Annotated in this window: 18 protein-coding genes; 13 read left to right on the top strand and 5 right to left on the bottom strand. The window is 59.3% G+C overall.

The annotated features are described in order from the left end of the window. The first annotated feature begins 56 nt into the window (after positions 1-56). From pmbA to ACWKXN_RS18905, 12 genes are all read left to right on the top strand, one after another. Positions 57-1409 carry a metalloprotease PmbA gene (gene pmbA / locus ACWKXN_RS18960; RefSeq protein ID WP_023310180.1) on the top strand — a complete coding sequence of 451 codons (1353 nt, stop codon included), beginning with the start codon at positions 57-59 and terminating at the stop codon, positions 1407-1409. Positions 1410-1450: 41 nt separating this feature from the next. Then, the gene (gene cybC / locus ACWKXN_RS18955; protein ID WP_008501412.1) at positions 1451-1837 is read left to right on the top strand and encodes a cytochrome b562; all 387 of its coding nucleotides are present in this window, start codon (positions 1451-1453) and stop codon (positions 1835-1837) included. A 316-nt stretch (positions 1838-2153) separates the two neighbouring features. Beyond that, positions 2154-2492, top strand: a complete 339-nt coding sequence (locus ACWKXN_RS18950; protein ID WP_025911967.1) for a glycine dehydrogenase — start codon at positions 2154-2156, stop codon at positions 2490-2492. A 10-nt stretch (positions 2493-2502) separates the two neighbouring features. Next, positions 2503-2865 (top strand): SFCGS family glycine-rich protein, encoded by a 363-nt coding sequence (locus tag ACWKXN_RS18945; RefSeq protein WP_023293430.1) that lies wholly within the window; start codon positions 2503-2505, stop codon positions 2863-2865. 2 nt (positions 2866-2867) lie between these two features. Beyond that, positions 2868-3167 (top strand): DUF4312 family protein, encoded by a 300-nt coding sequence (locus ACWKXN_RS18940; protein WP_006810338.1) that lies wholly within the window; start codon positions 2868-2870, stop codon positions 3165-3167. 22 nt (positions 3168-3189) lie between these two features. After that, positions 3190-3966, top strand: coding sequence for a DUF4311 domain-containing protein (locus ACWKXN_RS18935; RefSeq protein ID WP_023310182.1), 777 nt, complete (start codon positions 3190-3192; stop codon positions 3964-3966). Positions 3967-3979: 13 nt separating this feature from the next. Further along, positions 3980-4621 (top strand): DUF4310 family protein, encoded by a 642-nt coding sequence (locus ACWKXN_RS18930; RefSeq protein WP_023310183.1) that lies wholly within the window; start codon positions 3980-3982, stop codon positions 4619-4621. A gap of 42 nt (positions 4622-4663) precedes the next feature. Next, the gene (locus ACWKXN_RS18925; protein WP_211438507.1) at positions 4664-5797 is read left to right on the top strand and encodes an amidohydrolase/deacetylase family metallohydrolase; all 1134 of its coding nucleotides are present in this window, start codon (positions 4664-4666) and stop codon (positions 5795-5797) included. Continuing rightward, the gene (locus ACWKXN_RS18920; protein WP_446490154.1) at positions 5781-6899 is read left to right on the top strand and encodes a DgaE family pyridoxal phosphate-dependent ammonia lyase; all 1119 of its coding nucleotides are present in this window, start codon (positions 5781-5783) and stop codon (positions 6897-6899) included. The genes ACWKXN_RS18925 and ACWKXN_RS18920 overlap by 17 nt, the downstream gene beginning before the upstream one ends. Then, positions 6896-7636, top strand: a complete 741-nt coding sequence (dagF, locus tag ACWKXN_RS18915; RefSeq protein ID WP_045888481.1) for a 2-dehydro-3-deoxy-phosphogluconate aldolase — start codon at positions 6896-6898, stop codon at positions 7634-7636. Before ACWKXN_RS18920 ends, dagF begins: the two co-directional genes overlap by 4 nt. A 114-nt stretch (positions 7637-7750) precedes the next feature. Continuing rightward, the gene (locus ACWKXN_RS18910; RefSeq protein WP_454544143.1) at positions 7751-8887 is read left to right on the top strand and encodes a lactonase family protein; all 1137 of its coding nucleotides are present in this window, start codon (positions 7751-7753) and stop codon (positions 8885-8887) included. A gap of 19 nt (positions 8888-8906) precedes the next feature. Next, positions 8907-10817: a BglG family transcription antiterminator gene (locus ACWKXN_RS18905; protein WP_454544142.1), complete on the top strand. Its 1911-nt coding sequence runs from the start codon at positions 8907-8909 to the stop codon at positions 10815-10817. Between the two features lie 32 nt (positions 10818-10849). Here ACWKXN_RS18905 and nrdG read toward each other — a convergent pair whose 3' ends face one another. From nrdG to treR, 5 genes are all read right to left on the bottom strand, one after another. Beyond that, entirely contained in the window at positions 10850-11314 is a 465-nt protein-coding gene (nrdG, locus tag ACWKXN_RS18900; RefSeq protein ID WP_319876475.1) for an anaerobic ribonucleoside-triphosphate reductase-activating protein, read from the bottom strand. Between the two features lie 128 nt (positions 11315-11442). Continuing rightward, positions 11443-13581 (bottom strand): anaerobic ribonucleoside-triphosphate reductase, encoded by a 2139-nt coding sequence (gene nrdD, locus ACWKXN_RS18895; protein ID WP_032662478.1) that lies wholly within the window; start codon positions 13579-13581, stop codon positions 11443-11445. A 376-nt stretch (positions 13582-13957) separates the two neighbouring features. Next, on the bottom strand, positions 13958-15676 hold the full coding sequence (gene treC / locus ACWKXN_RS18890; protein ID WP_454544141.1) for an alpha,alpha-phosphotrehalase: 1719 nt from the start codon (positions 15674-15676) through the stop codon (positions 13958-13960). A 51-nt stretch (positions 15677-15727) separates the two neighbouring features. Then, positions 15728-17146: a PTS trehalose transporter subunit IIBC gene (gene treB, locus ACWKXN_RS18885; RefSeq protein WP_029739268.1), complete on the bottom strand. Its 1419-nt coding sequence runs from the start codon at positions 17144-17146 to the stop codon at positions 15728-15730. A 129-nt stretch (positions 17147-17275) separates the two neighbouring features. Continuing rightward, a complete protein-coding gene (gene treR / locus ACWKXN_RS18880; protein WP_023310194.1) occupies positions 17276-18223 on the bottom strand; it encodes a trehalose operon repressor TreR in 948 nt (315 codons plus the stop codon). Between the two features lie 388 nt (positions 18224-18611). Between treR and mgtA the strand changes: the two genes are divergently transcribed. Further along, the gene (mgtA, locus tag ACWKXN_RS18875) at positions 18612-21320 is read left to right on the top strand and encodes a magnesium-translocating P-type ATPase (RefSeq protein WP_096150050.1); all 2709 of its coding nucleotides are present in this window, start codon (positions 18612-18614) and stop codon (positions 21318-21320) included. The last annotated feature ends 61 nt before the right edge of the window (positions 21321-21381 follow it).

The following is a 21381-nucleotide window of genomic DNA, read 5'->3' as shown; positions in this document are numbered from 1 at the left end:
AGACGCGCACTGAAAAACGGTTCTCTGTTAGACTTCAGATAACTCTCTCTTACAGTATGGCATTTGCGATGAAAGTAACCTCACAAGTTGAAGCGCAGCGTAAGATTCTTGAAGAAGCCGTCTCCACCGCGCTGATGCTTGCTTCAGAAAAATCAGATGGCGCCGAAGTGGCGGTCAGCAAAACCACCGGCATCAGCGTAAGTACCCGCTACGGTGAAGTGGAGAACGTAGAATTCAACAGCGATGGCGCGCTTGGGATCACGGTGTATCACCAGAATCGCAAAGGCAGCGCGTCTTCCACCGATCTCAGCCCGGATGCCATTGCCCGTACGGTGCAGGCGGCGCTGGATATCGCCCGTTATACCTCTCCGGATCCTTACGCAGGCGTGGCGGATAAAGACCTGCTGGCGTTTGACGCGCCGGATCTCGATCTTTTCCACCCGGCGGAAGTGACCCCGGACGAAGCGATCGAGCTCGCCGCGCGCGCCGAGCAGGCTTCCCTGCAGGCCGATAAGCGCATCACCAATACCGAAGGCGGCAGCTTCAACAGCCATTACGGCATCAAAGTCTTCGGCAACAGCCACGGCATGCTGCAGGGCTACTGCTCTACCCGTCATTCGCTCTCCAGCTGCGTGATCGCCGAAGAGAACGGTGACATGGAGCGTGACTACGCCTATACCATTGGCCGCGCGCTGGGGGATTTGCAGTCTCCTGAGTGGGTGGGTAAAGAGTGTGCCGAACGCACGCTGTCACGCCTGTCGCCGCGCAAACTCTCCACCATGAAGGCCCCGGTTATTTTTGCCAACGAAGTGGCGACCGGTCTGTTTGGCCATCTGGTGGGCGCTATCGCAGGCGGCTCGGTTTACCGTAAATCGACCTTCCTGCTCGACTCGCTGGGCAAGCAGATCCTGCCGGAATGGCTCACCATTGAAGAACATCCGCACCTGCTGAAAGGGCTGGCCTCCACGCCGTTCGACAGCGAAGGCGTGCGCACCGAACGTCGCGATATCATCAAAGACGGTATTCTGACCCAGTGGCTGCTGACCAACTACTCCGCGCGCAAGCTGGGGCTGAAAAGCACCGGACACGCTGGCGGCATCCACAACTGGCGCATTGCCGGACAGGGCCTGAACTTTGAGCAGATGCTGAAAGAGATGGGCACCGGTCTGGTGGTCACCGAGCTGATGGGCCAGGGCGTAAGCGGCATTACCGGAGACTACTCGCGCGGTGCGGCGGGCTTCTGGGTGGAAAACGGCGAAATTCAGTATCCGGTGAGCGAAATTACTATCGCCGGCAACCTGAAGGACATGTGGCGCAATATCGTTACGGTCGGTAACGATATTGAAACACGTAGCAATATACAGTGTGGTTCTGTACTTCTGCCGGAAATGAAAATCGCCGGTCAGTAATACCCGTAAAGGCGTTTTAATAATAAAAAAGGAAGTGAGCAATGCGTAAACATCTGTTAGCGATCGTCGCGGCTTCAACGCTGGTTCTTGGCTCTTCTGCGTTTGCTGCCGATCTTGAAGACGACATGGGCATCCTCGGTCAAAACCTGAAGGTGGTGCAGAAAACCGACAATGCGGCTGAAATGAAAGACGCGCTGACCAAAATGCGTGAAGCGGCGCTCGACGCACAAAAAGCGACGCCTCCGAAGCTGGAAAGCAAAGCGGCAGACAGCGCAGAGATGAAAGACTACCGCCACGGCTTTGACGTGCTGGTCGGCCAGATCGACGGCGCGCTGAAGCTGGCTAACGAAGGCAAAGTGAAGGAAGCCCAGGCGGCGGCCGAGCAGTTTGTGACGACCCGTAACACCTATCACAAGAAATACCGTTAACCGATCGCGCATCTGACAAACAACCAGCGGGGGCCAGCGGCCCCCGTTTTTTTTTATGCGGTAATAAGTAAACCCTATCGCCATCACATTTTTGCGTCACCGCGCCTGAACGTTTCGTTTCCCCGGCGCGCGTTTTGCCGCTGGAATACGTGATATTCATCACGCAAATACCGGGATTAATTCAGATTCACCGCATTTATGTGGCACAGATCACTGCTGCGGCTCGCCTTTCCACTTCGAAGTGGAAAACAACTCGCTACAAACAATTCCCCCCCAACGTTAGTTTTATTCCAGAGCCATTAACGGGGTAAGACCAGTGATTAACGGAGCGGTAATGAACGACGTTGGGGAACAGGCAGAGCAAACAGAACAGCTCGCGAACACCATGCTGCAGCAGGTTTATGCCCTGCTGGCCCGGAACAACATCATCCCCAATGCGGTACAGGAGCAGATGCTCACCTCCCACGTGCGCGCAATGGCGCACCGGTCCGTGACCGGCGAGCCGCTGCCGGAGGTTGAAGCAGAGCTGTTTGACGAAATTTCACCGGATTCAATGCGGCTTGCCCGTGAAGTGGTCGCGCAGTTTGGCAATCTTCCTGATGAAGAAGCCTGGCTGCTCTCCGTTCACTTTGAAGTCGCGAAAGACAACCTTTAAGGAGCAACACATGGAACAGATTACAGTCGTGATTGGCGATCGCCTGGGTAAAGGTCAGAAAGTGGCTGCCGGTGTGGAAAAAGCAGGTGGACGCGCGGTGGTTGTACCGGGCATGGCGGCGGACATGAAGCTCGGCGACGTGATGAAAGCGGAAAACGCCACCTTCGGCATCTCCTTCTGCGGCAGCGGCGGCGCGGGTGCCATCACTGCCCAAACCAAATATGGCTACAAGGCCAAATACGGCATGCGTTCCGTGGAAGAGGGCGTGACCGCCATCAACGAAGGCTGCAACGTGCTGGGCTTCGGCTTTATGGATAAAGAAGAGCTGGGCGAGCGTCTGGTGCAGGCGTGGCAGAAGAAATACGGCGCATAAGCATGAAAGAACAGTTCACAACCACGGTGAGAGTGAAGGGCAAAGGCGACGCCAAAGCGCGCGCCTTTGCCGACGCGCTCAACCACGTTCAGGCCGCGGTGATGAAAGCCTCACCGCATATCTTACTGCGTATTGAGCCACAGGATGTGCAGGTCGTTCAGGCGCAAGAAGCGGTGCGAAAAGAAGCGTTTCTGTTCTTCTTTCTGCGCCGGGAAAGACGCACCTACAGCGTGGAGCTGGATGTGACCGTCAACGTGACCGCTATCAATCTTGACCAGGTGGATTTCGTCACGCAACGCTGATTATTCATAAAAGGGCAGACTGATGTTCTTAATTATATTAATAAAATCGCTCATCATTGGCGGCCTGGTTGGCGTCGGTGTCGGAGCCGGGGCTGCACGCATGTTTCATGCGCCTACCACTCAGGGTATGGGCGCGTTTCGTACGTTGGGGGAACTGAACTCCTGCGAAGGGGATCCGGCGTCCCACTTCTCCTTTGGGTTAGGTTTCTTCTTTAACGCCTGGGCCTCTTCCGTGGCCGCAGGGGCTTTCACACAGGACGTTGACCACCGCATCATCCCGAACTGGGGTGCTGCTGCGCTGATGATCAAAAACCGTAACGTCGGCGAAACGCTGCACGACCCGCGCAAAATGGCGATTGCCTGCGGCGTGATTGGCATGCTCGTCGTCACCTTCCTGAACCTGACCGCCTCCTCCGTGCCGGCAGCGCTTCAGGTCACCGCCGTGAAGGTTCTGGTACCGGCGGCAAACCTGCTGGTGAACACCGTGATGCCGGTGATCTTCTGGCTGGCAGCTATCGACGCGGGTAAAAAATCGGGCTTCTGGGCCACCATCTTTGGCGGCGCGGCGCAGCTGATTATGGGGAACGCCGTACCGGGCCTGGTGCTGGGGATCCTGATCGGTAAAGGCGTGGAAGAGAGCGGCTGGAACCACGTCACCAAAGTGATGATGGCGGCGATCGTCCTGCTCTTCGTGCTGAGCGGCTTCTTCCGCGGCTTCGACATGAAGATGATCGAATCCTTCCATCTGACCGTGCCGAACTGGCTCGACATGATCCACAACTCGCTCAGCGGTAAATAACAGGAGCCTCTAAATGGAACAGAATAAAGGTTTTTGGTATGCCGACTGGTCGTTCCCGATCTTCGTTGGCCTGCTCTCCTCCGGCGTCTTCGCCGGGACGCACATGTACTACCTCTACGGCATCGGCGCGTTTAACGAAGTGGCCTTCGTGGCGATGCTGAAAGCGGGGATCGATACCGGGGTTTACGGCGCGGTGGCGGCGTTCGGCGCGAGCTTCCTGTTCGCCCGCATTATCGAAGGGTCGCTGGTGGGTATTCTCGACATCGGCGGCGCCATCCAGACCGGCGTGGGCCTCGGCGTTCCGGCGCTGCTGCTGGGCGCGGGCATCATGTTCCCGGTGACCAACTTCATTGCCGCGCTGATTACCGGCCTGGTGATTGGTCTGGCGATTGGCTACGTCATCATCCTGGCGCGTAAGTTCACCATCAACCAGAGCAACTCCACCTACGGTGCAGACGTGATGATGGGCGCGGGTAACGCCTCCGGCCGCTTCCTCGGGCCGTTGATTATCCTCAGCGCCATGACCGCCTCCATTCCTATCGGCGTCGGCTCCCTGCTGGGTGCGCTGGTGTTCTACATCTGGCAGAAGCCGATCACCGGTGGCGCGATCCTCGGCGCAATGCTGTTGGGCTGGCTGTTCCCGGTCGCCCTTTAATACCCGCGGGCGCTCAGGCGCCCGCCTTATCAGGAGATCCTCATGTTTGATTTACTCCTGCGCCGTGCGCGCCTTGCCGACGATACCCTGACCGATATCGCCATTCAGGACGGGAAGATCGCGGCGCTGGGCAAGATTGACGCCCCCGCGCATAAAACGGTTGAGCTGAACGGCGACGTGTTCGTCAGCGCAGGCTGGATTGACTCCCACGTTCACTGCTACCCGAACTCCCCGATTTACCACGACGAGCCGGACAGCGTGGGCATTGCCACCGGCGTCACCTCCGTGGTGGACGCGGGCAGTACCGGTGCCGACGATGTGGACGATTTCTACGAAATCACCCGTAAAGCCTCCACCGAGGTGTTTGCCCTGCTGAACATCTCCCGGGTGGGGCTGATTGCCCAGAACGAACTGGCCAACATGGCGAATATTGACGCCGACGCGGTGAAGCAGGCGGTGAAGCGCCACCCTGATTTTATCGTCGGCCTGAAGGCGCGCATGAGCAGCAGCGTGGTCGGTGAAAACGGCATTACGCCGCTGGAGCGCGCTAAAGCCATTCAGAAAGAGAACGGCGACCTGCCGCTGATGGTGCACATCGGCAACAACCCGCCGAACCTCGACGAAATCGCCGAGCTGCTGAGTTCCGGCGACATCATCACCCACTGCTATAACGGCAAACCCAACCGCATTCTGACGCCCTCCGGCGAGCTGCGCGCCTCCATCACCTCCGCCCTGAAACGCGGCGTGCGCCTGGACGTCGGCCACGGTACGGCGAGCTTCAGCTTTGAGGTGGCGAAACGCGCCATCGCGATGGGCATTCTGCCGCACACCATCAGCTCGGATATCTACTGCCGCAACCGCATCAACGGGCCGGTCGGCTCGCTGGCAAGCGTGATGTCGAAGTTTCTCGCCATCGGCATGTCCTTGCCGCAGGTGATTGACTGCGTCACCGCGAACGCCGCCGACGGCCTGCGCCTGGCGCGCAAGGGCCGCATCCAGCCGGGTCTCGACGCCGACCTGACGCTGTTCACGATTAAACGCCAGCCGACGGTGCTGACGGACGCCGAAAACGACAGCCTGCAGGCTGAACACATTCTGGTGCCGCTTGCCGCGATCCGCGCGGGCAAGGGCTACATGACCGAACAAGGGAGCACGGAACATGCCTTCGATTTATGAGAAGTACCATTTAAAGCAGGTTATCAACACCTCTGGCCGCATGACGGCGCTGGGCGTCTCCACGCCGCGCCCGGAAGTGGTGCAGGTGGCGATGGACGGCATGAATCACTATTTCGAGATGAAGGATCTGGTCAACAAAACCGGGGAATACATCGCGAAGCTGCTGGATGTGGAAGGCGCGACGGTGGTTTCCTGCGCGTCTGCGGGCATTGCCCAGTCCGTGGCGGCGGTGCTGGTCAAAGACAGCGACTGGCTGCTGGAAAACCTGCACGTGACCCCGATTGAGAACAACGAAATCGTCCTGCCGAAAGGCCACAACGTGAACTTTGGCGCGCCGGTGGGCACCATGGTGGCGCTGGGCGGCGGCAAGCTGGTGGAGGCGGGCTACGCCAACGAATGCTCCGCCGAACAGCTGGCGGCGGCGATCACCCCGCGCACGGCTGCGATCCTCTACATCAAATCGCACCACTGCGTGCAGAAAAGCATGCTCAGCGTCGAGCAGGCGGCGGTGGTGGCGCGCAAGCACGATCTCCCGCTGATCGTCGATGCGGCGGCGGAAGAAGATCTGCACGCGTACTACCGATCCGGTGCCGATCTGGTGATCTACAGCGGCGCGAAGGCGATTGAAGGCCCAACCAGCGGGCTGGTGATCGGCAAAACCCAGTACGTTGAGTGGGTGAAGCGCCAGACCGCGGGCATTGGCCGCGCGATGAAGGTGGGCAAAGAGGGCATTCTTGGCCTGACCTGCGCCATCGAACACTACCTGACCGCGACCAAAGAGAGCGGGGCCGAGATGGTGGCGAAGATGACGCCGTTTATCGAGGCGCTCAATACCCTGAACGGCGTGACCGCGCGCGTGGTCTGGGACAGCGCCGGTCGCGATATCGCGCGCACCGAGATTAAGTTTGACGAAGCCGCAACGGGCGTCGGCACGGGCGATCTGGTGGCGAAGCTCAAGCAGGGGGAGTACGCCATTTACTTCCGTGGCTACAAGGCCAACGAAGGGATTATCGAGGCGGACGTGCGCAGCGTGAATGCTGACCAGCTGAACATCGTGTATCGCCGCATTAGCGAAGTATTAGGACAGGAGAAAAAAGCATGAAACTGACCCCCAACTTTTACCGTGACCGCGTCTGCCTGAACGTGCTGGCAGGATCGAAAGCCAACGCCAGCGCCATTTACGAGGCGGCGGAAGGTCACGTGCTGGTGGGCGTGCTCTCCAAAAATTACCCGGACGTGGCGAGCGCCGTTGCCGATATGCGTGAATATGCCGCGCTGATCGATAACGCACTCTCCGTCGGCCTCGGCGCGGGGGATCCGAACCAGTCGGCGATGGTGAGCGAGATCTCCCGTCAGGTGCAGCCGCAGCACGTCAACCAGGTCTTCACCGGCGTGGCCACCAGCCGCGCGCTGCTGGGGCAGAATGAGTCGGTGGTCAACGGCCTGGTCTCTCCGACCGGCATCGTGGGCATGGTGAAAATCTCTACCGGACCGCTGAGCAGCAACGCACCGGACGGCATCGTACCGGTTGAAACCGCGATTGCCCTGCTGAAGGATTTCGGCGGCAGCTCCATCAAATACTTCCCGATGGGCGGCCTCAAGTACCGTGATGAGTACAACGCGGTGGCGGAAGCCTGCGCCCGTCACGACTTCTGGCTGGAGCCGACCGGAGGTATCGATCTGGAAAACTATGAGGAGATCCTGCAGATCGCCCTCGACGCGGGCGTGAGCAAAATCATCCCGCATATCTACAGCTCGATTATCGACAAAGCCAGCGGCGACACGCGCCCGGAAGACGTGCGTACGCTGCTTGCGATGACGAAGAAGCTAGTGAAGTAGTATCTGCCCTCACCCTAACCCTCTCCCAAAGGGAGAGGGAACTTTTACCCCCTCTCCCTTTGGGAGAGGGCCGGGGTGAGGGAAAACAAACCGCACAAATATAAAGGAGCCACCATGCACACCCGTACCCTGCTTGTTGCTTCACTCTCAATGCTCGCCACCGCCGCTATCGCCCAGCCGCAGTACGCCTGGGTGGGCACCTACAACCCCAACGGCGAAGGGCTGTACCGCTTTACCGTTGACCCGCAAAGCGGCGTGCTGGCGAATAAAACGCTGGTGAGCAGGCTGCCGAACGCCGCGCAGCTGGCCGTCTCGCACGACGGCAAAACGCTCTATCTGGCAAGTGAAGTGGAGCAGGGCGTGGTGCAGGCGCTGCGGGTGGGGGATAACGGCGCGCTGAGCGAGCTGAATCAGGTGGCCTCCGGCGGCGCGGGGCCGGTTTACCTGTCGCTGACGCCGAACGGTCGACATCTGCTGGTGGCTAACTATGTCAGCGGATCGATCGCCGTTTTGCCAGTCAACGCAGACGGCAGCCTGGGTGAGGCTACGGATAAACGTCAGGATCAGGGCGAACCGGGCGCGGCGAAGCCGGAAGCGGCTGTCGAAGGAAGCTTTGCCATCAGCGATCATAACGGCCCCCACGCGCACATGATCGCCGCCGATCCGAGCGGGAAATACGTGTTTTCTACCGATCTTGGGCTGGATCGCCTCTACCAGTACCGTTTTGACGATCGAACAGGGAAGCTGACGCCGAACGATCCGCCGTTTATCAGCGCCTCCTCAAAAGGCGCCGGGCCGCGCCACTTTGTCTTTACGCCAAAAGGCGATGCCCTGTGGCTGATTAACGAAGAGGCGTCTACGCTCACCCATTATACCGTGAGCGCCAACGGCACCCTGAAAGAGGGCAAAACGCTTTCAGCCCTGCCGGAAGGTTACAAAGGCACCAGCTTTGCTGCCGGGCTCGCATTAAGCGCCGATGGTAAACAGCTGTATGTGGCTAACCGTTTGCATAACAGCATCGGGCACTTTACCGTAACAGCAGAGGGCACGCTGACGCATCAGGACGACGTGTGGACGCGCGGCGACTACCCGCGCACCCTGACGCTCGATAAGCAGGGACGCTGGCTGTACGTCATGAACCAGCGCAGCGACAACATTACCCGTTTCCGCGTCGGTCAGGACGGTAAGCTCAGCTTCGAGCCAGACTATACCCCGGTCGGCAGCCCATCCCAGATGGTCATTTCACCTTAAGCTGTAAGAGGACAAACCCGTGCGATTTCCGAACCAACGTTTAGCGCAACTTTTCGATCTGTTGCAAAACGAGACGCTGCCGCAGGACGAGCTGGCGCAGCGGCTGTCGGTCTCCACGCGAACCGTCCGTGCCGATATCACCGCCCTGAACGCGCTGCTGGCAGGCCACGGCGCGCAGTTTATATTGAGCCGGGGCAATGGCTACCAGCTCAAAATTGATGATGCCCAGCGCTACCAGCAGCTGCAGGCATCCCACCCACGCGCGCTGCGTATTCCCCGGACCGGGCCGGAGCGCGTGCACTATCTGGTGGTGCGTTTTCTGACTTCGGCATTTTCTCTTAAGCTGGAGGATCTGGCGGACGAGTGGTTCGTCAGCCGCGCCACGCTGCAGAGCGACATGACCGAAGTCCGCGAGTGGTTCCACCGCTATAACCTGACGCTGGAAACGCGCCCGCGCCACGGGATGAAGCTGTTTGGCAGCGAGATGTCGACCCGCGCCTGCCTGACCGATCTGCTCTGGGAGCTTGCGCAGCAGGACAGCCTGAACCCGCTGGTGACCGACGTGGCGCTGAATGCAGGCGTGGCGGAGCAGATGGTGCCCGTGCTGCACGAGGCGCTGACGCGTCATCACATCCGTCTGACCGATGAAGGCGAGCTGTTCCTGCGCCTGTACTGCGCGGTGTCGGTGCGGCGCATCAGCGAGGGCTATCCGCTGCCGGAATTCCACGCCGAAGACGTGGAAGAGAACGTGCGCGAGGCGGCGAAGAATATCGCCGTCACTATCCAGCAGCTGGCGGGCAAAGCGCTTTCACCTTCGGAGGAGAGCTGGCTGTGCGTGCACATTGCGGCGCGGCAGATTCAGGAGATTGCCCCGAGCGCAATTAACGCGGATGACGACGAAGCGCTGGTCAACTACATCCTGCGCTACATCAACACCCACTATAACTACAACCTGCTCAGCGACGCGCAGCTGCACGCGGACCTGCTCACGCACATCAAAACCATGATCACCCGGGTGCGGTATCAAATCATGATCCCCAATCCGCTGCTGGATAACATCAAGCAGCACTACCCGATGGCGTGGGATATGACCCTCGCGGCGGTGTCGAGCTGGGGAAAATACACGCCGTATGTGATCAGCGAAAACGAGATCGGCTTCCTGGTGCTGCATATCGGCGTCGGGCTGGAGCGCCATTACAACATCGGCTACCAGCGCCAGCCGCGGGTGCTGCTGGTATGCGACGCCGGGAATGCTATGGTCCGCATGATCGAGGCGGTGCTCCAGCGCAAGTACCCGCAGATTGAGGTGGCCCGCACGCTCACCCTGCGCGAGTACGAGCTGGCGGATTCCATCGGCGAGGACTTTGTCATTTCCACCGCCCGCGTGAGCGAAAAATCTAAACCGGTGGTGATGATCGCCCCGTTCCCGACCGATTACCAGTTAGAACAGATCGGCAAGCTGGTGCTGGTGGACCGCACCCGCCCGTGGATGCTGGATAAATACTTCGACGCGGCCCATTTCCGCATTATCGACAAGCCCGTTGACCAGCAAACGCTGTTCCGTGAACTGTGCGCGCAGCTTGAAGGCGAGGGGTTTGTCGGCGCGGAGTTCCTGGATTCTGTCGTCGAGCGTGAAGCCATCGTCAGCACCATGCTCGGCGACGGCATCGCGCTGCCGCACTCCCTCGGCCTTTTAGCGCAGAAAACGGTGGTCTATACCGTGCTCGCCCCGCACGGCGTTCAGTGGGGAGATGAAACCGCGCACGTCATCTTCCTGCTCGCCATCAGCAAAAGCGAATACGAAGAGGCGATGGCGATCTACGATATTTTCGTCACTTTCCTCCGTGAACGGGCGATGTCGCGGCTGTGTGGCTGCGGAGATTTTGCCGGGTTTAAGGCGGTGGCGATGGAGAGTTTGAGTCGGTTTTGAGGTAAGGGCGGACGGATAACATCCGCCTTTGTTCATCGCAAATGATGCACAACCTGATTGCTGCTGCCGCGCCAGATCAGGGCCGGGTCTTTTAAATCCTGCACGAACTTGCCGTCGACCAGGACGTTAATCAGATCCACTACTTCTCTTTGCTGCGCGTTCAGCTCATCCAGCCTGTAGCCTGTCCAGACCCAGATATCTTTTCCCGTACACTCTGCCCGAATGCGCTTCACCAGCTTCAGGATCTCCGGCACGTTTTGCGGGTGCAGCGGATCGCCGCCGGAGAGCGAAATCCCCTGGCGTTTGATGCGCGAGTCGTTCAGGTCGTTGACGATCCGGTCTTCCATTTCGGCGGTGAACGGCATGCCGGAATTTAAGCGCCAGGTGCTTTTGTTATAGCAGCCGGGGCATTCGTGGACGCAGCCTGAAACGAACAGGGTGCAGCGGGTGCCGGGGCCGTTGACGATGTCGACGGGGTAGTATTGATGATATCGCATAGAAAATGTCCAGAGAATTTGTGCGCGCTGATGTCCTCACCCCGACCCTCTCCCACAGGGAGAGGGGGAAGAGTTCCCTCTCCCTTGAGGGAGAGGGGTAGGGTGAGGGGGAGAACCCTGCGCAGAACTTACCCGATCTGCCCATTCCCCAAATGCTTCACGCGACGCTTCACCTCTTCCTGCTTGCCGGCGTTAAACGGACGCGCGTCCGGGCTGCCGAGATAGCCGCACACGCGACGGGTCACGGAGACGCGAGCCGCATCGTGGTTGCCGCATTTCGGGCAGGTAAAGCCTTTGCTCGTACACTCGAACTCACCGGTAAAGCCGCACTCGTAGCACTCGTCGATTGGCGTGTTGGTCCCGTAATACGGCACGTGCTGATAGCTATAATCCCACACGTCTTCCAGCGCCTTCAGGTTGTGCTGAATGTTCGGGTACTCGCCGTAGCAGATGAAGCCGCCGCTGGCGATCGGCGGATAGGCCGCTTCGAAGTCGATCTTGTCGTACGGGTTCACCTTTTTCTCCACGTCGAGGTGGAAGCTGTTGGTGTAATACCCTTTGTCGGTCACGCCTTCCACAATCCCGAATTCGGCGGTGTCCAGACGGCAGAAGCGGTCGCACAGGTTCTCGCTCGGCGTGCTGTAGAGGCTAAACCCGTAGCCGGTTTCCTCTTTCCACTGGTCTACCGCGTCGCGCAGGCGCTGAACAATCGCGATGCCTTTCTCACGCAGGGCCTCGCTGTCGTACATATGCGTATCGCCCGCCAGGGCGTTGATGGTCTCGTGAATACCGATATAGCCCAGCGAAATGGATGCGCGACCGTTTTTGAAGATCTCCGACACGTCATCGTCCGCTTTCAGACGTACGCCGCAGGCTCCTTCCATATAGAGGATCGGCGCGACGCGGGCCTTGACCCCTTCAAGGCGCGCGATGCGGGTCATCAGCGCCTTACGCGCCAGCTGCAGGCGCTCGTCCAGCAGCGTCCAGAATTCCGCTTCATTGCCTTTCGCCTCCAGCGCGATGCGCGGCAGGTTCAGGCTGATGACGCCCAGGTTGTTGCGCCCGTCGTGGATCTGCTCGCCGTTTTCATCTTCGTACACGCCGAGGAAGCTGCGGCAGCCCATTGGCGTTTTAAACGAACCGGTCACTTTGACGACCTGATCGTAGTTCAGGATGTCCGGATACATGCGTTTGCTCGCGCACTCCAGCGCCAGCTGTTTGATGTCGTAGTTCGGATCGCCAAACTTGTGGTTCAGGCCGTCGCGAATGGCGAACACCAGTTTCGGAAACACCGCCGTTTTGCGGTTTTTGCCGAGGCCGGAAATGCGGTTGCGCAGAATGGACTGCTGGATCAGGCGCGATTCCCAGCTGGTGCCCAGACCAAACCCGAAGGTTACAAACGGCGTCTGGCCGTTGGCGGTATGCAGCGTGTTCACTTCATACTCCAGCGACTGGAAGGCGTCGTAGCACTCTTTCTCGGTGCGGGAGTGCGCATAGCCGTCGGCGTCCGGGATCTGCCACTCTTCGGCCGTTTTACGATGCTTGTTGAAGCTTGCCGTCACGAACGGGGCCAGCACTTCATCAATGCGGTTAATCGTGGTGCCGCCGTAAATATGGCTGGCGACCTGAGCGATAATCTGCGCGGTGACGGCGGTGGCCGTGGAGATTGATTTAGGCGGTTCAATCTCGGCGTTACCCATTTTAAAACCGTGGGTCAGCATGCCTTTCAGGTCGATCAGCATGCAGTTGAACATCGGGAAGAACGGCGAATAGTCGAGATCGTGGTAGTGAATTTCACCGCGCTCGTGCGCCGAGACCACGTCGCGCGGCAGCAGATGCTGACGGGCATAGTGTTTGGCAACGATACCGGCCAGCAGGTCGCGCTGAGTCGGGATCACTTTACTGTCTTTGTTGGCGTTTTCATTGAGCAGGGCGGAGTTGGTCTGCTCCACCAGGCCACGGATCTCCTGGTTCAGACGACCGCGCTTCTCACGCTGCACGTCACGATCGTGACGGTACTCAATGTAGGCGCGCGCCAGCTGCTTGTAGGGCCCCGCCATCAGCTGGTTCTCAACCGCGGTCTGGATCTCACTGATATCGACCTGGCTGCGTTCGTTCATCTGGCTGCTAACGACTTCTGCGACGGTGGCGCAGTAATCTGCGTCATCGACTCCCGCTGCTTTAGCTGCACGCAGAATGGCTTCCTGGATGCGCTCTGATTTAAACGGCACTTTACAGCCATCACGTTTCATCACATGCGGTGTCATGATCACTCCATTTTTTGAAAACAGGTTATCCACAGAGGTGGAGAAGTCATAACCGGGCATATTCCCCGCCGGGCCAAAGACTTCCCGCGTTCCCAGCTCGTGTTATCCACAATTCCGGCCAGCGTAAGCGCCGTCTTGTTGTTGGAATAGTAGACGATAAATACAAGATGTTGGGTCGGTGTGCATTTTAAGTGCTACATATAGTGATTTGCATCAAACATGTTTGCGATTTATTTGATGCAGAACAAAGTAAAAAGACGAGAGTACAAACGACGGGCGCTTCAGCGATTGTAAAGGCGCGAGAGAAAAATCTGATTATTTACTCAACAAAAACAGTAAAGTAAGCCGGGTGCTGAGCCGCACCCGGTAGAGAGAGTTACTGCTGCAACCACCAGACGGCTTCAAACGGACGCAGCGACGTTGTTTGCGGTGCCGGGTAGTTACTCATCAGCACCTGCGACTTATCGCTGAGGGCGTCTGTCTGCCATTCCTGCGGTATATTACTCAGGTTTGCCACCACCATCAGCACCTGCGACTTATCGCTGAGGGCGTCTGTCTGCCATTCCTGCGGTATATTACTCAGGTTTGCCACCACCATCAGCGTCTGCCCCTGCCACTGACGACGGTAGCACCAAAGAGAAGGATGTTCCGGCAGAAGATCCTCATAATCTCCCCACGTCAGCACCGGCAGGGTTTTACGCAGGCCGATCAGCGACCGGTAGGTGTAGAACACCGAATCCGGGTCGTCGAGCGCGGCGCGGGCGTTCACCGTCTCGTAATTGTCGCAGACGCCAATCCACGGCTCGCCCTCGGTAAAGCCCGCATTGTGCGAAGCGTCCCACTGCATTGGGGTTCGCCCGTTATCGCGGGACTTACTCGCCAGAATCGCCAGTAATTCCTCCGGTTCGCGGCCGTTGGCGCGCAGTTCTGCGAACATGTTCAGGCTTTCCACGTCGCGATAGTCGGTGATGCGGCTGAAGTGCGGGTTGGTCATCCCCAGCTCCTCGCCCTGGTAGATATACGGCGTGCCCTGCATGCCGTGCAGCACCATGCCGAGCATCTTCGCGGCCTGTACGCGGTATTCCCCTTCGTCACCAAAGCGCGACACGATGCGCGGCTGATCGTGGTTACACCAGAACAGCGCGTTCCACGCCCTGTTGTGCATCCCCTGCTGCCAGTGGCGGAAGAGGGTTTTCAGCGCCACGAAGTCCGGCTTCGCCTTCGTCCATTTTTCGCCGCCGGGGTAGTCCACCTTCAGGTGGTGGAAGTTAAAGGTCATCGACAGCTCGCGTCCGTCGAGCGAGGCGTACTGCTGGCAGTTCTCCAGCGAGGTCGAGGACATCTCGCCCACCGTCATCAGGTTGCGCGGGGTGAAGACGTCGCGGCTCATCTCCTGCAGATATTCGTGAATGCGCGGCCCGTCGGTGTAGAAGCGGCGGCCGTCTCCGGTGTTGTCGTCCGGGAAATCCTGATCTTTCGAAATCAGGTTAATCACGTCGAGACGCAGGCCGTCGACGCCGCGATCGGCCCAGAACTCGCACACCTTTTTCAGCTCGGCGCGCACTTCTGGGTTCTCCCAGTTGAGATCCGCCTGCTCCGGGGCGAACAGATGCAGGTAATACTGCTCGCTCTCGGCGTGCCAGCGCCAGGCGTTGCCGCCAAACTTGGAGCGCCAGTTGTTGGGAAGCTGCTCCGGCGTGCCGTCGCGCCAGATGTAGAACTGGCGGTACGGGCTCGCTTTGTTCAGCGACTCGCGGAACCAGGCGTGCTGCGTGGAGGTGTGGTTAAACACCATATCCAGCACGATGCGGATGCCGCGCTCGTGCGCCCGGGCAACCAGCTCGTCGAAATCATTCAGCGTGCCGTAAGCCGGGTCGATGGCGGTGTAATTCGCCACGTCGTAGCCGTTATCCACCTGCGGGGAGATATAAAACGGCGTCAGCCAGATGGCGTCGATGCCGAGGGTTTTCAGGTAGTCCAGACGCTGCGTCACGCCGCGCAGATCGCCGGTGCCGCTGCCGGTGGTATCCTGGAAGCTCTTTGGGTAAATCTGATAGATGACGCCGTTCTGCCACCAGTGAGGAAGGGTATTCATAGTGCGTTCCTGCAAATGCGAAGGGGCGCAACTGCGCCCCGAAAGAAGAAGTTAAACAATCTGCAGCGAGCCCTGACGGAACTTACGCTGGTAAACCACGGTGGTGAGCGCCATAGGGACGATAATCGCGATGGCCATCGCCAGGGCAAACACCTGCCAGTAAGCGGGCTGGATGGAGAGGATGCCCGGCAGGCCGCCGACGCCAATCCCGTTCGCCATCACGCCGTTCAGACCACACACCAGGCCCGCCAGACCGGAACCGATCATCGCGCAGAGCATCGGGAAGCGGTATTTCAGGTTGATACCGTACATCGCCGGTTCGGTGACGCCGAGGTAAGCAGAGATGGCTGCCGGAACGGAGATCTCACGCTCGTTGTGCTTGCGGCTGACGATGATGATGCCAGTGACCGCCGACGCCTGTGCAATGTTAGACAGGGCGATAATCGGCCAGACCGGCGTGCCGCCGAGGCTCTGGATCATCTGCATATCAATGGCCAGCGTGGTCTGGTGCACGCCGGTGATCACCAGCGGGGCGTACAGGAAGCCAAACAGCGCGGCTCCAATCGGCGCGAAGCTGCCGGTCATCAGGTGACGCACCGCGAAGGCTACGCCGTCGCCGATCATGCGGCCAAACGGACCGATAAAGGCGTGCGCCAGGAACACCGCCAGGATCAGCGAGCAGACCGGCACCACCACCAGATAGAGGTAATCGGGCACGATGCGCTTCAGGCGCGTTTCAATAAAGCCCAGCGCCAGACCCGCCAGCAGGGCCGGAATGACCTGCGCCTGATAGCCCACTTTGGCGATAGTAAACAGGCCGAAGTTCCACACCTCAGGCACCTGCTGACCAAGTAAGTAAGCGTTCATTAACTGTGGAGAGACCAGCGTGACGCCCAGCACGATACCGAGAATCGGCGTGCCGCCCATTTTGCGCACCGCGGACCAGCAAATCCCGACCGGCAGATAGAAGAAGATCGCCTCGCCAATCAGCCACAGGAAATCGTAAACGGTTTTCAGCGCCGGATACATCTGCGCCAGGGTTTTGCCGTCGCTCATCGGCACATCGCCGATGACGTTACGGAAGCCTAAGATTAAGCCCCCGCTGATCAGCGCGGGCAGCAGCGGGAAGAAAATTTCCGCGAAGTGGGAAATCAGCTGCTCGTGCCACTTCATATTCTGGCGCGCGGCCTTCTTCGCCTGCTCTTTATCGGCAGAAGAGTGCCCGGTTGTCGCCAGCAGAGCCTGATAGTAATCGCCCACTTCGGTACCAATAACGACCTGGAACTGCCCGGCGTTGGTGAAGCAGCCTTTGACCATGGAAAGTTCTTCAATGGCCTTCGGGTTGGCTTTGGCCGGATCGTTCAGCACGAAGCGCAGGCGGGTAATGCAATGGCTGACGGTGGCGATGTTTTCGCGTCCGCCGACCAGGACGATCAGCCGATCGATATCTGCTTGTTTGACTTTACTCATCATGAAACCTCATGACAGATGGTGAGGGGGTGTAATGACCTGAGCGCAAGCCTACTCCTTCAGCGTGACGGCGAAAATGGGAACGTTCCCGAAATCAGGCGAAGATCACAATAATCTGTTTTAGAGGGGTTACGAAAGGTGAGCGGGAATGACGATCTGACGAGGCTCTGAACGCCCGTTTATCTGCTCGATCAGCTGCGCGGCGGCCTGTCTGCCGGACTCGGCGTAGCCCGGATCGACGGTGATGATCTCCGGGTGCAGGAACTTCATCAGCGGCGTGCTGCCGACGCTCGCCACCTGCAGGTTATCGATACGCTGCTCCTGCAGATATTTGCTGGCACCCAGCGCCAGGGTATCCGTGGCGCACACCAGCGCCGTGGTCTGCGGCGTCAGAACGCTGGCGACCTGCTCGTAGCCCTGCTTCATGCCCAGCCCCGGCAGGGAGGCCACGGCGGAGAGGTTGTGCTTTTTGCAAAAGGCCAGATACGCCTCATGGCGACGCTTGCCGGTGGTGACGTCCGCGTGCGGGACGCCGAGGAAGCTGATGTGACGATGGCCCTCGTCAAACAGGCGCTGCATCAGGGTAATGATCGCGCCCTCGTCGTCATAGCAGACGGAGGCAAAACCGTGTGCATCGCGCGCCAGCAGCACCAGCGAAGGCTGCCAGGGTTTCAGCATCTCGTCCTTAATGCCGGTAAAACCGAACAGCACCACGCCATCAATGTTGCGCCGCTGGAGCATCCCCAGATGCTCTTCAACCAGCTGCACAGAGAACTGGCTCTCCATCATGATCGGATCATACCCCTGCTCATAGAAGGCGGGCAGCATGGTCTGCACGGCGAGATTTTCAGACAGAGAGTCCAGACGAGAAACAATGATGGCGACGACTTTGTCACTCTGCCCGCGCATGGCGCGCGCGGAGCGGGAAGGGGAAAAACCGTGCTGATTCATGACCGCCTCAACGCGCTCGCGGGTGCGTTCGCTGACGCCGCTTTCGTTGTTCAGCACGCGTGAGACGGTCGATTTCCCCACGCCGCTTAAACGCGCGATGTCTTTAATCGTTAGGCGGTTCTGCATGCTGTATTCCCTGTAACAACGACAATGTAGTGAATTGAGCCTAATGCTATAGCGCGATTTCGCTATGGGCAAAGTCTGGTTTACGTTCGGTTTATTTGCAGGGGGGTATAATACCGCCCGAATCGTCATAAAGGGTACGCTTAAATCCTTATACTGCGCGGCGACACCCTGTTTTTTTACTTACCGGAGGCTTCATGGATCCCGATCCCACACCTCTCCTGAACGGGAGAATGCGTTCTTTCCGGTAAGCCAGCTTTTGCTGTCTCACCGGCGTGAGGCAGCAACGTCTTAAACGTTCCTGCTTGAAAAATTGAGTGCCTCTCAGGTACGGCTTTGCCACGCCTGAAGGAATTGCTGCGTCCGCCCAGGCGGATGCGGAGGAATGACTATGTTTAAAAATATCACCCGGCAGCTGCAGGCCCTGCTGAGCCGCCACCTGCCACACCGTCTTGTTCAGCGCGACCCGCTGCCAAACGCCAAAAACATGGCGGGGGCGGCGATCCCCGCGTCCCTGACCGAACGCTGCCTGAACGTGGCGGCGATGGATGAAAACGAAGTCTGGCGCGCGTTCGGCGGACACCCGGAAGGGCTAAACGCGGCCGAAGTGGAAAAAATCCGCGCCGTGCACGGCGATAACCAGATCCCGGCGCAAAAGCCGTCTCCGTGGTGGGTGCACCTGTGGCTCTGCTACCGCAACCCGTTCAACCTGCTGCTGACCGTGCTCGGCCTCATCTCCTACGCGACGGAAGATCTGTTTGCCGCAGGCGTAATTGCCCTGATGGTGGGTATCTCCACGCTGCTGAACTTTATTCAGGAAGCCCGCTCCACCAAAGCGGCGGATGCCCTGAAGGCGATGGTCAGCAACACCGCGACCGTCTCGCGCGTGATTAACGATCTCGGCGAAAACGCCTGGGTGGAGCTGCCTATCGACCAGCTGGTGCCGGGCGATCTGGTGAAGCTGGCCGCGGGGGACATGATCCCGGCGGATTTACGCATTATCCAGGCGCGCGATCTGTTCGTGGCGCAGGCCTCCCTGACCGGGGAATCGCTGCCCGTTGAAAAGGTGGCGCGCAGCCGCGACCCGCAGCAGATGAACCCGCTTGAATGTGACACCCTGTGCTTTATGGGCACCACGGTCGTCAGCGGTACGGCGCAGGCGATTGTCACCGCCACCGGGGGCGACACCTGGTTTGGTCAGCTTGCAGGGCGCGTCAGCGAGCAGGAGAGCGAGCCCAACGCCTTTCAGAAAGGAATTGGCCGCGTCAGCATGCTGCTGATCCGCTTTATGATGGTGATGACGCCGATCGTGCTGCTGATCAACGGCTACACCAAAGGCGACTGGTGGGAAGCGGCGCTGTTCGCGCTCTCCGTGGCCGTTGGCCTGACGCCGGAAATGCTGCCGATGATCGTCACCTCCACGCTGGCGCGCGGGGCAGTGAAGCTCTCTAAACAGAAAGTGATCGTTAAACACCTCGACGCCATTCAAAACTTTGGCGCGATGGACATCCTCTGCACCGATAAAACCGGCACCCTGACGCAGGACAAAATCGTGCTGGAGAACCACACCGATATCTCCGGCAAAACCAGCGAGCGCGTCCTGCACAGCGCGTGGCTGAACAGCCATTACCAGACCGGGCTGAAAAACCTGCTCGACGTCGCGGTGCTGGAAGGGGTGGACGAGGAATCCGCCCGCACGCTCTCCGGCCGCTGGCAGAAGGTGGATGAGATCCCGTTCGACTTCGAGCGCCGCCGCATGTCGGTGGTGGTGAGCGAGCAGACGGACGTGCATCAGCTGATCTGCAAAGGGGCGCTGCAGGAGATCCTCAACGTGTCGACGCAGGTTCGCTATAACGGCGACATCGTGCCGCTGGACGACACCATGCTGCGCCGCATCAGGCGCGTCACCGACAACCTGAACCGTCAGGGGCTGCGCGTGGTGGCGGTCGCGAGCAAGTTCCTGCCCGCGCGCGAGGGGGACTATCAGCGTATCGACGAATCCGATCTGATCCTCGAGGGTTACATCGCCTTCCTCGATCCGCCGAAAGAGACCACCGCGCCGGCGCTGAAAGCGCTGAAGGCGAGCGGTATTACCGTCAAAATTCTCACCGGCGATAGCGAGCTGGTGGCGGCCAAAGTGTGCCATGAAGTAGGGCTGGACGCGGGCGACGTGGTAGTGGGGAGCGATATTGAGCACCTGTCCGACGATGAGCTGGCGAAGCTTGCCCGACGTACCACGCTGTTTGCCCGCCTGACGCCGATGCACAAAGAGCGGATCGTCACCCTGCTCAAGCGCGAAGGGCACGTGGTGGGCTTTATGGGCGACGGCATCAACGACGCGCCCGCGCTGCGTGCGGCGGACATCGGTATCTCCGTCGATGGCGCGGTGGATATCGCCCGCGAAGCGGCGGATATTATCCTGCTGGAAAAGAGCCTGATGGTGCTGGAGGAGGGCGTGATCGAAGGGCGCCGCACCTTCGCCAATATGCTCAAGTACATCAAGATGACCGCCAGCTCCAACTTCGGTAACGTCTTCAGCGTGCTGGTGGCGAGCGCGTTTCTGCCGTTCCTGCCGATGCTGCCGCTGCATCTGCTGATCCAGAACCTGATGTACGACGTGTCTCAGGTAGCGATCCCGTTTGATAACGTCGACGACGAGCAGATCCAGAAGCCGCAGCACTGGAACCCGGCGGATCTCGGGCGCTTTATGCTGTTCTTTGGGCCTATCAGCTCCATCTTCGACATCCTGACCTTCTGCCTGATGTGGTTTGTGTTCCACGCCAACACCCCGGAACACCAGACGCTGTTCCAGTCCGGCTGGTTCGTGGTAGGTCTGCTGTCGCAGACGCTGATTGTGCATATGATCCGTACCCGCCGCATTCCGTTCATCCAGAGCCGCGCCGCGTGGCCGCTGATTGTGATGACGGGCATTGTGATGGCGCTCGGCATCGCGCTGCCGTTCTCGCCGCTGGCAGGCTACCTGCAGCTGCAGGCGCTGCCGCTGAGCTACTTCCCGTGGCTGGTGGCGATCCTCGCGGGCTATATGGTGCTGACGCAGATGGTGAAAGGATTCTATGCGCGTCGGTATGGGTGGCAGTAATTTTTTACCCTCACCCTAACCCTCTCCCTGAAAGGGAGAGGGGACCGCTTGGTGCCGCCTT

It is taken from the genome of Enterobacter sp. UPMP2060, from assembly GCF_053709655.1.
The sequence above is the reverse complement of the archived record's forward strand: the minus strand, read 5'-3'. Positions and strand labels throughout refer to the sequence as shown.

Coding starts and splice junctions, on each gene's coding strand:
- pmbA (WP_023310180.1), top strand. CDS start 57: ATGGCATTTGCGATGAAAGTAACCTCACAAGTTGAAGCGCAGCGTAAG.
- cybC (WP_008501412.1), top strand. CDS start 1,451: ATGCGTAAACATCTGTTAGCGATCGTCGCGGCTTCAACGCTGGTTCTT.
- ACWKXN_RS18945 (WP_023293430.1), top strand. CDS start 2,503: ATGGAACAGATTACAGTCGTGATTGGCGATCGCCTGGGTAAAGGTCAG.
- ACWKXN_RS18940 (WP_006810338.1), top strand. CDS start 2,868: ATGAAAGAACAGTTCACAACCACGGTGAGAGTGAAGGGCAAAGGCGAC.
- ACWKXN_RS18935 (WP_023310182.1), top strand. CDS start 3,190: ATGTTCTTAATTATATTAATAAAATCGCTCATCATTGGCGGCCTGGTT.
- ACWKXN_RS18930 (WP_023310183.1), top strand. CDS start 3,980: ATGGAACAGAATAAAGGTTTTTGGTATGCCGACTGGTCGTTCCCGATC.
- ACWKXN_RS18925 (WP_211438507.1), top strand. CDS start 4,664: ATGTTTGATTTACTCCTGCGCCGTGCGCGCCTTGCCGACGATACCCTG.
- ACWKXN_RS18920 (WP_446490154.1), top strand. CDS start 5,781: ATGCCTTCGATTTATGAGAAGTACCATTTAAAGCAGGTTATCAACACC.
- dagF (WP_045888481.1), top strand. CDS start 6,896: ATGAAACTGACCCCCAACTTTTACCGTGACCGCGTCTGCCTGAACGTG.
- ACWKXN_RS18910 (WP_454544143.1), top strand. CDS start 7,751: ATGCACACCCGTACCCTGCTTGTTGCTTCACTCTCAATGCTCGCCACC.
- nrdG (WP_319876475.1), bottom strand. CDS start 11,314: ATGCGATATCATCAATACTACCCCGTCGACATCGTCAACGGCCCCGGC.
- nrdD (WP_032662478.1), bottom strand. CDS start 13,581: ATGACACCGCATGTGATGAAACGTGATGGCTGTAAAGTGCCGTTTAAA.
- treC (WP_454544141.1), bottom strand. CDS start 15,676: ATGAATACCCTTCCTCACTGGTGGCAGAACGGCGTCATCTATCAGATT.
- treB (WP_029739268.1), bottom strand. CDS start 17,146: ATGAGTAAAGTCAAACAAGCAGATATCGATCGGCTGATCGTCCTGGTC.
- treR (WP_023310194.1), bottom strand. CDS start 18,223: ATGCAGAACCGCCTAACGATTAAAGACATCGCGCGTTTAAGCGGCGTG.
- mgtA (WP_096150050.1), top strand. CDS start 18,612: ATGTTTAAAAATATCACCCGGCAGCTGCAGGCCCTGCTGAGCCGCCAC.